Genomic DNA, 12318 nt, shown 5'->3' with positions numbered 1-12318 from the left:
GGCCGGGCCGCCGTGGCCTGGGTGTGTCAGCTCATCCGGCAGTCCGGTGACGGCTTGTCGAAGGCCTGGTCCGCGGGGATCGTCTCCACCAGCGTGGTGTAGTCACCCTCCTCCTGGGCGTCGGCCGGTGCCTTGACCGTGGCCAGGTAGGCGTCGTGGACGACGCGGTGGTCGGCCGCGCGCACGGTGGCGTTGCGGGCGAAGAAGTCGTTGAACTGCATGCCGTCCAGCACCTTGGTCACGTCCTCGGCCTTGTCGGTGCCGGCCTTCTGGACTGCTTCCAGGTAGTGGGTGGCCGCCGAGTAGTCGGCCGCCTGGTCGAAGGTCGGACGCTTGCCGGTGCGCTCCTTGAAGCGGTCGGCCCAGGCGCGGGACTGGTCGTCGAGGTTCCAGAACCAGGCCGTGGTGAACGTCGTCCCGGCGAGCTTGTCAGCGCCGACGGCCTTGATGTCGCTGTCGAAGAGCAGTCCGATGGCCAGCTTGATGCCCTTGTCCTTGAGCTTGAACTGCTCGTACTGCTTCACGACGTTGGCCAGGTCACCGCCGGCCTGCAGCGCCCCGAGCACGTCGGGCTTCGGCTTGAGGCCGGGCGCCTTGAGCAGGAACGTGGAGTAGTTGTCACCGGGGAACGGCGTGGGGTCGTTGGCGACCACCTTTCCGCCGGCGCCCTCGATGGCGCTGGTGAACTTGGCCTGCATGTCCTGCCCGAAGGCGTAGTCCGGGTAGATCGTGTACCAGTTCTTGCCGCCCTGCTCGGTCACCTTCGTGCCGGTGCCGTGCGCCAGCATGTAGGTGTCGTACGCCCATTCGTAGGTGTACTTGTTGCAGCTCTTGCCGGCCAGCGCGGTGGTGGCCGCGCCGGTGTTGAAGTACAGCTTCTTGGACTGCCCGGCGATGGTCTGCACGGCGAGCGCCGCCGAGGAGGTCGGCACGTCGAAGAGGGCGTCCGCCTTCTTGCGGTCGTACATCTCCCGGGCCTGGGTGTTGGCGACCTCCGGCTTGTTCTGGTGGTCGGCCTTGATCACCTCGATCTTGTCGGTGACCACCTTGTCGCCGTACTTCTTCTTGAAGTCGTCGACGGCCATCCGTACCGCCTCGACCGAGTTGGGCCCGGCGAGGTCGGCGTAGACACCGGACAGGTCGGTGAGCACGCCGAGCACGATCTTGTCGTCGCTGATCTTGCCGCCGCCCGAGCCCGGTCCGCCGCCGCAGGCCGCGAGCAGTGTCCCCACCGCGGCCACGGCCACACCTATCGACAGCCTGCGCTTCATTCTTGTGCCTCCTGATCGGTACGTCATTGTCCGGAACGGATGGAGAGGGGTGACGCGGGCTCGGTGCGTCACAGTCCGAGGTAGGCGAGGAGTTCGCCCTCGCGCTGCCGTACGTCGGCGTTGTCGAGCGACTCGACGATCCGGCCCTGCGCGAGGAGGTAGTGGCGGTCTGCCACGGTGGCGGCGAACCGGAGGTTCTGCTCCACCAGCAGCACCGACACCCCGTCGTCCTTGGCGCCGCGCAGGATCTCGCCGATCTGCCGCACGATGACCGGGGCGAGGCCCTCGGTCGGCTCGTCGCACAGCAGTACGCGGGCGCCGGCCCGCAGCACGCGGGCGAGGGCGAGCATCTGCTGTTCGCCGCCGGAGAGCTTGCCTCCGGGGAAGCGGCGGCGGGCGGCCAGCACCGGGAAGGCGTCGTAGACGCGGGTCAGCGGCCAGGCGGAGCCGGTGGCGACCGGCGGCAGGGTCAGGTTCTCCTCGACGGACAGGCCCGCGTAGATGCCGCGGTCGTCGGGGACGAAGCCGAGGCCGAGGCGGGCGCGGCGGTGTGCGGAGACCGCCGTGACGTCCCGTTCGGCCAGGGTGACCTGGCCGGTCATGTCGCGGTGCAGGCCCATCACGCAGCGCAGCAGGGTGGACTTGCCCGCGCCGTTGCGGCCCACGAGGGTGACGACCTCGCCCTCCCCGACGCTCAGCGACACCCCGTCCAGGGCCTTGGCCTCACCGTATCGGGCGCTGACGCCCTTGATCTCAAGCAACGTCCGCTCCCAGGTACGCCTCGATGACCCGTGCGTCCGACTTCACCTGCTCGTACGGGCCGGCCGTCAGCACCTCGCCGCGCTGGAGCACGGTCACGGTGTCCGCGAGCGAACCGACGACGCTCATGTTGTGCTCGACCATCACCACGGTGCGCCCCTGTCGGATCCGGTCGACGAGGGCCACGGTGCGGTCGACGTCCTCCAGTCCCATTCCGGCCGTCGGCTCGTCGAGCAGCAGCAGCTTGGGGTCGAGGGCCAGCGCGAGGGCCAGCTCCAGGGCGCGCTTCTGCCCGTACGGCAGGCTGCCGGCCGGCCGGTCCGCCAGGTCGGCGAGGCCGACCTCGCCGAGGAGTTCCAGGGCCCGGCCGGAGAACCGGCGCATCACCTTGTCCGTGCGCCAGAAGCGGTGGCCCAGGCCGCTGCCGGACTGCAGCGCGAGCTCGACGTGGTTCCGCACCGAGATCTGCGCGAACAGGCTGGTGACCTGGAAGGAGCGGGCGATGCCGAGCCCCGCGATGCGCTCGGGCGGCTGCCCGGTGATGTCCTGCCCGGCGAAGGAGATCCGCCCGCCGGAGGGTTTGAGGAATCCGGTGAGCAGGTTGAACAAGGTGGTCTTGCCTGCGCCGTTGGGGCCGACGAGCGCGTGGACCGTACCGTCCTCCACGCTCAGGTCCACCCCGTTCACGGCCCGGAAGCCCTGGAACTCCTTGGACAGGTCCTGTGTCACCAGGATGGCGTGCGATTTTCTCATGACCGCCTCTGACGCACGGGAATACACCGGCGGCTGCCGATGTGCGGCCGACGTTAGGTTCGGCCGTGAGCGGCGGCTACGGAGCCCGTCGCCATAAGAATTCAGTGGGTTGTGTGGGCCGGCCCCATACCCACGCGGCGCTTGTTGCCGATGGAGTGGGGGCCGGCACCGGTCGGGGGTCTAGTGAGCGGTCCAGCCGCCGTCGAGGGGCAGGGAGGCGCCGGTGATGTACCCGGCGTCCGGGGAGCAGAGCCACACCGCCGCCGCGGCCACCTCGGCCGGTTCGACCAGCCGCTTGATGGCGGTGCGTTCGAGCATCACCCGCTGCACCACCTCCTCCTCCGGGATGCCGTGGGTCAGCGCCTGGCCGGCGATCTGGTCCTCGACCAGTGCGGTACGCACGAACGCGGGGTTGACGCAGTTGCTGGTCACCCCGTGCTCGGCGCCCTCCAGCGCGATCGCCTTGCTGAGCCCTTCCAGCGCGTGCTTGGCGACCACGTACGCGGCCTTGTACGGGCTGGCCCGCACGCCGTGCACCGAGGAGATGTTCACCACCCGGCCCCAGCCGCGTTCGTACATGTGCGGCAGGGTGCGGCGCACGATACGGAACGGTGCCTCGACCATGACCCGCTGGATGAAGGTGAAACGTTCCGGCGGGAACTCGTGGAGGGGCGCGATGTGCTGCAGCCCCGCGTTGTTGACGACGATGTCGGCGTCGTCGGGCAGCGCGTCCACCTCGGCCGCGGCCGACAGGTCGGCGACCACGCAGACGCCGCCGATCTCCTCGGCGACCTCCTTGGCGGCGTCGGCGGCCCGGTCCACCACGTAGACGGTGGCACCGGCCTCGGCGAAGGCCACCGCACAGGCCCGTCCGATGCCGGCGGCGGCGCCGGTGACCAGCGCCTTCCGCCCGGTCAGGAAACGGGTGCCGGGCGCGGGGGGCGGGGTGGCGGCATCACCGTGACCGCCGGGACCGGGGCTCTGAGTGCTCTCCATGGGCGACACGCTAGAAACGTTGCGAGGCTCCGCACACGTGGCCGGAAACCACACTTCCCGGCCCGATGGTGGTGGCCGCCGACATGTCACCGGGTCCCGCCGCACCGTCGGCGGGCGCCCGCGACCACCCCGGTGTGGCGCTCACGCAGGTCCAGGACCCGCAATGGCCACGGCCCCCACTTCCGCGGTCCGGGCGTGGCGGTCCGTCACGTGTCCGCCTCACCTGCGCGGTTCTACCGTCCAACGCCAAACGGATCCCCCCATGGAGTGGCCATGCCCCTTACATCCGCCGGTTTCCGGCACCCTGCCGCAAACCCGGGTCGCACCGCAACACCGGCCCGGACCGCATCCGCGGGCCGCACCGGATCGCAGTCCCCCACCGGCTCCCTGCGCCGCGCCGCAACCACCGCCGTGCTCGGCGTCCTCACCCTGCTGGCCGGCTTACTCGGGGTGTTCGCCACCCCGGCGAGCGCGGCCGGCCTCACCCAGGTCACGTCCTTCGGCGCCAACCCGGGCAATCTCGCCATGTACGAGTACGCGCCCGCCGGCCTGCCGGCCAATGCCCCGCTGGTCGTCGCCCTGCACGGCTGCACACAGAGCGCGAACGACTACTTCACCCACTCCGGCTGGCAGAAGTACGCCGACCTGTGGAAATTCGCGCTGGTCTTCCCGCAGACCAGCTCGGCCAACAACCCGCTGTCCTGCTTCAGTTGGTTCGACGCCGCCAAGGACACGCGCGGCAAGGGCGAGGCGGCCTCCGTGGTGTCGATGGTGAACACGGCCGTCGCACAGTACGGCTCGGACCGGGGCCGGGTGTACGTCACCGGGCTGTCGGCGGGCGGCGGTATGACCGCCGACCTGCTCGCCGACTACCCGGACGTGTTCGCGGCCGGCTCGATCAACTCCGGACTGCCGGCGCAGTGCGCCGTCACCCAGTCCGAGGCCTCCCGGTGCCAGAACAGCAGCCTCGGCCTGACCCCGCAGCAGTGGGGCGACAAGGTGCGCAACTCGTTCCCCGGCTACACCGGCCCGTGGCCCCGGGTGGCCATCTGGCAGGGCACCTCGGACTTCACCGTCTACCCGGTGAACGCCACCGAACTGCGCGACCAGTGGACCAACGTCTGGGGCATCAGCCAGACCCCTTCCAGCACCCAGTCCCTGCCCGCCAACACCACGCTCAGCATCTACAACGACTCCACGGGCAAACCCGCCGTCGAGGTGTTCTCGATCTCCGGCATGGGCCACGGCCTGGCCGTGGACCCGGGTACGGCCACCAGCCAGTGCGGCGCCACCGGCCCCTACTACCTCGACACCATCTGCTCCACCTACTACACCGCCCGCTTCTGGGGCCTGGACGCCGGCGCCCCGGGCGGCGGCACCGACCCGGCCCTGTGCTACACCGACAACAACTACAACCACGTCGCGGCCGGCCGCGCCCACCAGACCGGCGGGATCGCGTACGCCAACGGCTCCAACCAGAACATGGGGCTGTGGAACACCGCCGTCGTCCACACCCTGAAGCAGACGTCGCCGGACTACTACGTGCTCGCCGACAGCGGCTGCTGACCGTAGCGCCTCACCGCGGTGCCGGGTCCGTACGGGCCCGGCACCGCGGTGTGCTCACGGTGGCAGGGTCGTACCCAGGGCCGTACGACCCTGCCACCGCGTCACGCCGCGCGGGCCAGCACCAGGCGGCAGCGCGGGCCGCCGTCGGCGCGGCGGCCGAACTCCTCCAGCGGGAGGAGGGTGACGGTGAAGCCGGCCGCGGCCAGGTCGTCGCAGACGGGCCGCAGCGGGAAGGTGCGGTAGTACATCACGAACGGCGGGCGCCGGACCAGGTTGCGTAGCCGCATGGCCGCGTCGAAGCCTGCCAGGGCCCAGTGCCACGGGGAGGTGACCGGCGGCGGCGCGCCGATCGGGAAGGCGAACAGCCCGCCGGGACGCAGGCTCCGGCGCACCCCGGCGAACAGGCCGGGGCGTTCGGTGGGCAGGAAGTGCCCGAACGCGCCGAAGCTGACGGCCAGATCGAAGGCGGGGGCGAAGGGCAGGGCGCGGGCGTCGGCGCGTACCCACTCGACGTGGGCGGCAGCGGCGGGGTCGGCGGACGCGTCGTCCTGGCGGTCACCGCCCTTCCGTGCGGCGGCCAGCATTCCGGCGCTGAAGTCGACCCCGGTGACGCGGCCGCGGCACAGCGGTCGCAGCGCCCGTACCCCCGCGCCCGTACCGCAGCACACGTCCAGGCCGGCGTCGAACGGCCCGAGCGGGCGCAGGGCGTCGGCGACCGCGTCCAGGACACGGTCCGGGGTGCGGAACGGGGTGCGGTCGAACTTCGGGGCCAGCAGGTCGTAGCCGCGCTCGACGGAGGACAGCGCCTGCGCCGCCAACTCGCGGAGGGTCGGGCCCTGGGGGGAGAACACCCGGTCAGGATAGGTCCCGGGCCGGGGTCCGTGGAGCGGCGCCGTCGGGTGACGCGCGCCGTCCGTGGACCCGCCCCGCGCGTGTGCCCGTCGGCGCCCTCCCTCCGTCAGGCGCCGTGGCGCCGCTCCCGCGCCGCGTAACTGCGCAGCGCGCGCAGGAAGTCGATCTCACGGAAAGCGGGCCAGTACGCGTCGCAGAAGTAGAGCTCGGAGTGGGCGCTCTGCCAGAGCAGGAAGTTGGACATGCGCTGCTCGCCGCTGGTGCGGATGATCAGGTCGGGGTCGGGCCGCCCCGCAGTGTAGAGGTGCTGGGCGATGTCGTCCACGTCGAAGCGGGCCGCGAGGTCGGACAGCGACTCGCCCGCCTCGGCGCGCTCGGTCATCAGCTCGCGCAGCGCGTCGATGACCTCCTGCCGGCCGCCGTATCCGATGGCGAGCGTGACGTGGTAGCCGGTCGTGGACCGCGCGGTGGCGTCCGCCGCCCGCTTCAGGGCGTGCGCGGTGGAGTCGGGCAGTACGTCGAGGTTTCCCGCGATGTGCACCTGCCACCACGCGTCGGGCCGGGCGAGCTTGTCGGTGACGACCCGCTCGATCAGCCCCATCAGAAAGGTCACTTCGGCGTCGTCGCGCCGGCGCAGGTTCTCGGTGGAGCAGACGAAGACGGTGACGTGCTGGATGCCGAGGGACTCGCACCACAGGAGCACGTGGTCCACGTGCTCGGCCCCGTACGTGTGGCCGAGGCTCGGGTTCAGGCCCATCCGCCGGGCCCACCGGCGGTTGCCGTCCATGATCAGCCCGACATGCCGGGGCAGCGGCCCGCCCTGGATCTCGCGGCGCAACCGGCCGGCGTACAGCGCGTAGAGCGGATCGGTGATCCTCATCACGGAAGTCCCTTTCTCCGAACGCCGCCCAGGGTGTCACATCGCGGCCCGGCCAAGGTCCTGCCGCCTGCGGCGAGTTGTCCCCGCGCGGATTGTGCGCCTTCCCGTCACCACGGCGAACCGGAACCACCATTCCTGTAAACTGGACCGACTACCGGAATGATCATTCCGTTTCCTCGTCCGAAGGAGTTCCATGGCCTCCGAGACCCGGCGCACGTCCCATCAGGTCACGTTCGTGGTCCTGGCGGCGAGCGTCACCGCGTACGCTCTGCTGCAATCGCTGGTCACGCCGGTGCTGCCCACCGTCCAGGCCGATCTGCACACCAGCCAGAACACCGTCACCTGGGTTCTGACCGCGTATCTGCTCTCGGCCTCGATCTTCACCCCGATCATGGGGCGCGTCGGCGACGTCATCGGCAAGGAGCGCGTCTTCGTGACGACGCTCGTCGCGCTCGCGGCCGGCTCGCTGCTCGCGGCGCTGGCGGACAACGTGCAGGTGATGATCGTCGCCCGGGTGATCCAGGGCGTCGGCGGCGGTGTCCTGCCGCTGGCCTTCGGGATCATCCGCGACGAGTTCCCCCGCGAGAAGGTGTCCGGCGCGGTCGGCGCCATCGCCTCGCTGCTCGCGGTCGGCGGGGGCCTCGGCGTCGTGCTGGCCGGCCCGATCGTCAACGCCCTCGACTACCACTGGCTGTTCTGGCTGCCGATGATCCTCACCGTCGCGGCGGCCGTCGCGGCCTTCCTCTTCGTCCCCGAGTCGCCGGTCCGCACACCCGGCCGGATCAGTTGGGCACCGGCCCTGCTGTTGTCCGCCTGGCTGGTCGCGCTGCTGGTCGCCCTGAGCCAGGCCCCCGGCTGGGGCTGGGGTTCGGGGAAGGTGATCGGCCTGCTCGCCGCGGCCGTCGTACTCGCGGCCGGCTGGATCGAGGTGGAACGCCGGGCCGCGACGCCGCTGATCGACATGACGATGATGCGGCGGCCCGCGGTGTGGACCAACAACCTGGTGGCGCTGCTCTTCGGCATCGGGATGTACGCGACCTTCGCGTTCCTGCCGGAGTTCGTGCAGACCCCGAAGTCCACCGGCTACGGCTTCGGCGCGAGCATCACCGAGTCCGGGCTGATCCTGCTGCCGCTGACCGTGGCCATGTTCGTGGTGGGCCTGGGCGCCAGCGGTCTGGCGGCCAGGATCGGCGGCAGGACCGTCGTCCTGCTCGGATCGCTGATCGGCGCCGGCGCGATGGCCCTGCTCGCCTTCGCGCACACCGACACCTGGGAGCTGTACCTGGCCACCGGCGTCTTGGGCGTCGGTTTCGGCCTGGCGTTCGCGGCCATGTCCACGCTCATCGTGAGCGCGGTGCCGCCGGAGCAGACGGGCGTCGCCAGCGGGATGAACGCCAACATCCGTACCATCGGCGGCTCGATAGGCGCCGCGCTGATGGCGAGCGTGGTCACCGCGAGCCCGGCCGCCGACGGCCTCCCGCGCGAGGCCGGGTACACCCACGGTTTCACCCTGATGGGCGGTACCCTGCTGGTCGCCGCGCTCGCGGCGGTGCTGATCCCGGTCGGCCGGCGCGCCGGCGGCCCGGTCGGGAGGCCGGCCGGGCCGCGGCACGCGGAGCTCGCCGCGGTGCCGGGCGTTACCGTCGTGGGCGACAAGCCGGAGTGACCCCCAGCACAGGCAAGCCACGGGGGCACCGACCCGCCGCACCGATCGGGAGTGACGATGGCAGCGCAGGACACCGGAGTCCGGCCGATGCGGCGGGACGCCGCGCGCAACCACCAGCTGGTGGTGGAAGCCGCGCGCGCGGTGCTCGCGGAGTTCGGCACGGACGCCAGTATGGAGCTGATCGCCTCGCGGGCCGGGGTGGGCGTCGGAACGGTCTACCGGCGGTTCCCCAACAAGGAGGCGCTGGTCGACGAGATCGCCGGGCAGATGCTCCGGCAGCTCGTCGACGAGGCGCGCCGGGCCCTGACGCTGGCGGACGGCACCGGGCTGGAAGTCTTCCTGCGGGTCATCGGCCGCTCGCTGAGCGACCACCGCGGTTACGCGGAGAAACTCGTGGGCCACACCAAGGCCGCCTGCGTCGAGCAGTTGCGCGACCTGATGACCGAACTCCTGGTCCAGGCGCAGGAGGCGGGGCGGATCGCGCCCGGCATCGAACTCGGCGACATCATGACGCTCGCGTGGGGGCTGCGCGGCATCGTGGAGACCAGCGGCGCGGTCGTGCCGGACGCCTGGCAGCGCCACCTCGACATCCACCTGGCGGGGCTGCGGGCCGAGGCGCCACCGAGCCGGCGGGCTGCGGTCACGCGCCAGGAGCTGACGTCGATCACCGGGGCGGGGGGCCGGGCGGACGGCGAGAAGTCGTGACGGAGGGGGCGGGGGAACGGTCGGACGGCCGGGTGACCCCGCCCCGGGCGGCCGGGAGCCCGTCCGGGGCGGGGTGCCCGGACGGGCCGTGTGGGTGAGGGTCAGCCGCGGGTGACCGCGGGGTTGGCGGGCAGGGAGAAGGGCACGGACACGGTCACCGAGTCGGCGAACCAGTGGGCGCCGCCCCGGTGCTGCGGGGCGCCGCAGTTGATCTGCAGGTAGCGCATCGAGGAGCCGAAGCCGTAGAAGGTGTCCCGGCTGGTGAAGCCGTAGCTGTCCTGGATCACGTAGGTGAGCGTGCCCACGTACTTCCCGCCGCTGAGCTTGCCGCTGCCGGTGATCTTCAGGCCCTGGGTGCCGCGGAACGCCCCCCACAGGTCCAGCGTGGACTTCAGCACGACCCGGCTCATGGGCGGCGCGCCCAGGGTGACCGAAGTGGCCCCCTTGTCGAGCTGCTTCTTGAGTTCGTCCTTGACGCTCTGGTTCAGCTTCTTGAATTCGGGGTCGGCGAGCGTGGCCTTTGCCAGGACGGAGGTCGACGAGTAGTTGACCGGCTTTCCGGAGCCGCCCATGAAGTGGCCCAGGAGCGCCGCGGAACGATAGGCCCCGGCGTTCTGGAAGAACGCCACTGTGCTACGGCCGACGAGCATGGCCGCCACCATTCTGGCGTGGTTGCAGGTGGCATTCGTGATGCCCGGGTGGTACGTGCTCGTGTACTGGCTCTCGTTGCCCTGCCGCGCCGTGCGCACGGGAAGGGACCCCTTCACCTGGAACCCGGCTTCCGCGATACCGAATTCACCGACGGCGAGACCGGTCGGGTCCGAGGTGCTGACGGTGATCTTGGTGATCGGCGTCGGGCCGGTCGAGTAGAACCCGAAGTACCGTGCGCCCGCCTTCCCTTCCACGGAGACGGCACCGGAGGTGGTGCCCTCGCCGGTGGTCGCGGTGATCGAGAAGGTGGCGAACTGTTCGGGCTCGGCGTAGAGGTAGAACGCCCCGGTCCTCGGCGGAAGGGTCAGAGTGGTGGCCGTGGCGGACGTCCAGTAGACGTCGCCGGTGTAGCCGTGGCTCCAGGTCGCCCAGCCCTGCCCGACCCTGGCGTGGGTGAGGGCCGGGGAGAAGCCCAGCGTGCCGGTCGGCCCGCTGACGCCGGTGACCGCGCTGCCCGTAGTGCGGCTGTCGGCCCCGAAGCGCTTCATCGTGTACGAGCCGAGGGTCGCGGGCGGTGCCCCGGTACCCGGGCCGGTGGAGAAGACGACGGACGCGGCTGCCGGCGCCGGCGACGCGGTGTCCGCGACGGCGGGAATGGTGGCGGCCCCGAGTAAACAGGCCGCCGACACGGCGACGGCGCGCGCCCGTAGGGTTGTCAGAAACATTGCCCCCCCTGAATTCTGTGACGGTTCCGCCCTCCCCATAGCGCGGCGGATTTCCGTCTCTTGCCGGATCGAGATTATGGAGAGCGGTGAGTCGCTGTCCGGCGGATCGGAGGAGATACGGACCACCGCTTGCCGTCGGAGGGCCGTCCGCCGTACGCATGTGGGCGCCGGTCATGTCGTGTGCGGAAAGTGGCTGGAGCGCATTCGGCATACGGAAGGTGCAACCGAGTGCGCGCGTGCCCGGCGGCGCGTCAGGAAACCGGGTAGGCCGGCGTCATCTGTTCCGCTCCGGGCCGTTCGGACCGACCGGCGGCGCGGCGCTGTCCGCAACCAGGGGCGGCGGGCAACGCGGTGCGCAGACCGCGCCGACGACCGTACGCGCGGTGGCTCGGCGCTGTAGGCTCCTCAGCCACGGCGCGGTCGGGGAGGCCGCCCGGGGGACGTCGAGGGGGGCCAGCGATGTCGTCCGCAACCGTCAAGGGCGGAGCCGGGCATGTCGGGGAGGCAGTCTGGGCGGAGCGTATCCGCAGCGGTCTCGTCGACCCTGTGCGCAGTGCGTTCGCCGGGCACCCACAGGTCGTGGAGCTGGCAGCGGTGTGCCTGCTCGCGGGGGGCCACCTGCTCATCGAGGGGCGCCCGGGGAGTGGGAAGACCACGCTGGCGCGGGCGATCGCGCGGACCATCGCGGCCAGGCCGCGGCGCATCCAGTTCACCCCCGACCTGCTTCCCGCCGACGTGACCGGTTTCGAGATGCCCCAGCTCACCGGGCGGGCGGGCAGGTTCAGGCCGGGACCGCTCTTCGCCGGGGTAGTCATCGCCGACGAGATCAACCGGGCCTCGCCGCGAACCCAGTCCGCGCTGCTGGAGGCGATGGAGGAGCGCCGGGTGACCGTCGCCGGCGTCAGCCACCGGCTGCCCGACCCCTTCTTCGTGGTGGCCACACAGAACCCCGTGGACCTGCACGGCACCTACGCCCTGCCCGAGGCGGAACTCGACCGCTTCCTCGTCCGCGTCACGGTCGGCTACCCCGAGCAGCACGTCGAGCACGCCATCGCCGCCGGTGCACTGACCACTCCCGAGGACCTGCCGCCCGCCCTGGACGCGGCCGGCATCCGCGCCGCCCGCGCGCAGGCCCGCCGTGTCGCGGCGACCGACCCGCTCGTCGACTACGCCGTCCGTCTGGCCCGCGCCACCAGGGACACCCCCGACCTGCTGCACGGTGTCAGCGTCCGGGCCACCACCGCCCTGGTCTCCGCGGCCCGCGCCCGCGCCTTCCTCGACGGCCGCGGCTACGCGACGGCCGCCGATGTCCGGCAGCTCGCGGTGCCGGTCCTCGCCCACCGCGTCGTCTCCTCCGCCGGGGCGGAGGGCGACGGGCGGGCGGTGATCGCCGCCCTGCTGGACCGCACACCGGCCCCGGAGAACGTCGAGTGCGCGCCCTGACGGCGCGCGGCCCCGCGGGGGCCGCCCGGCCGCGGCCCGGGGCGCGGCTCA

General features: G+C 71.7%; 11 protein-coding genes. 4 read left to right on the top strand and 7 right to left on the bottom strand.

From position 1 onward, the window contains the following. Window positions 1-26 precede the first annotated feature (26 nt). From VIW71_RS15265 to VIW71_RS15250, 4 genes are all read right to left on the bottom strand, one after another. A complete protein-coding gene (locus VIW71_RS15265; RefSeq protein WP_331622812.1) occupies window positions 27-1271 on the bottom strand; it encodes an ABC transporter substrate-binding protein in 1245 nt (414 codons plus the stop codon). Between the two features lie 68 nt (window positions 1272-1339). Then, complete coding sequence (locus VIW71_RS15260; protein ID WP_331622811.1) at window positions 1340-2032, bottom strand: ABC transporter ATP-binding protein; 693 nt, start codon at window positions 2030-2032, stop codon at window positions 1340-1342. Beyond that, window positions 2025-2783, bottom strand: a complete 759-nt coding sequence (locus tag VIW71_RS15255; RefSeq protein ID WP_331622810.1) for an ABC transporter ATP-binding protein — start codon at window positions 2781-2783, stop codon at window positions 2025-2027. The genes VIW71_RS15260 and VIW71_RS15255 overlap by 8 nt, the downstream gene beginning before the upstream one ends. 180 nt (window positions 2784-2963) lie before the next feature. Beyond that, the gene (locus VIW71_RS15250; RefSeq protein WP_331622809.1) at window positions 2964-3779 is read right to left on the bottom strand and encodes a 3-hydroxybutyrate dehydrogenase; all 816 of its coding nucleotides are present in this window, start codon (window positions 3777-3779) and stop codon (window positions 2964-2966) included. Window positions 3780-4052: 273 nt separating this feature from the next. Between VIW71_RS15250 and VIW71_RS15245 the strand changes: the two genes are divergently transcribed. Beyond that, window positions 4053-5345, top strand: a complete 1293-nt coding sequence (locus VIW71_RS15245) for an alpha/beta hydrolase family esterase (protein WP_331622808.1) — start codon at window positions 4053-4055, stop codon at window positions 5343-5345. A gap of 101 nt (window positions 5346-5446) precedes the next feature. Here the strand turns inward: VIW71_RS15245 and VIW71_RS15240 are convergent, their stop codons facing one another. Further along, window positions 5447-6196 carry a class I SAM-dependent methyltransferase gene (locus VIW71_RS15240; RefSeq protein WP_331622807.1) on the bottom strand — a complete coding sequence of 250 codons (750 nt, stop codon included), beginning with the start codon at window positions 6194-6196 and terminating at the stop codon, window positions 5447-5449. A 107-nt stretch (window positions 6197-6303) separates the two neighbouring features. After that, window positions 6304-7077, bottom strand: coding sequence for a polyprenyl diphosphate synthase (gene uppS, locus VIW71_RS15235; protein ID WP_331622806.1), 774 nt, complete (start codon window positions 7075-7077; stop codon window positions 6304-6306). Between the two features lie 193 nt (window positions 7078-7270). On the opposite strand from uppS, the gene VIW71_RS15230 reads away from it, so the two are divergent. Both VIW71_RS15230 and VIW71_RS15225 read left to right on the top strand, forming a co-directional pair. Beyond that, window positions 7271-8743, top strand: coding sequence for an MFS transporter (locus VIW71_RS15230; protein ID WP_331622805.1), 1473 nt, complete (start codon window positions 7271-7273; stop codon window positions 8741-8743). A gap of 57 nt (window positions 8744-8800) precedes the next feature. Then, complete coding sequence (locus VIW71_RS15225; RefSeq protein WP_331622804.1) at window positions 8801-9448, top strand: TetR/AcrR family transcriptional regulator; 648 nt, start codon at window positions 8801-8803, stop codon at window positions 9446-9448. Between the two features lie 101 nt (window positions 9449-9549). Here the strand turns inward: VIW71_RS15225 and VIW71_RS15220 are convergent, their stop codons facing one another. Next, window positions 9550-10824, bottom strand: a complete 1275-nt coding sequence (locus VIW71_RS15220; RefSeq protein ID WP_331622803.1) for a hypothetical protein — start codon at window positions 10822-10824, stop codon at window positions 9550-9552. A 459-nt stretch (window positions 10825-11283) separates the two neighbouring features. On the opposite strand from VIW71_RS15220, the gene VIW71_RS15215 reads away from it, so the two are divergent. Then, complete coding sequence (locus tag VIW71_RS15215; RefSeq protein ID WP_331622802.1) at window positions 11284-12267, top strand: AAA family ATPase; 984 nt, start codon at window positions 11284-11286, stop codon at window positions 12265-12267. The last annotated feature ends 51 nt before the right edge of the window (window positions 12268-12318 follow it).

It is taken from the genome of Streptomyces sp. (assembly GCF_036524955.1).
GTDB lineage: Bacteria > Actinomycetota > Actinomycetes > Streptomycetales > Streptomycetaceae > Actinacidiphila.
The sequence above is the reverse complement of the archived record's forward strand: the minus strand, read 5'-3'. Positions and strand labels throughout refer to the sequence as shown.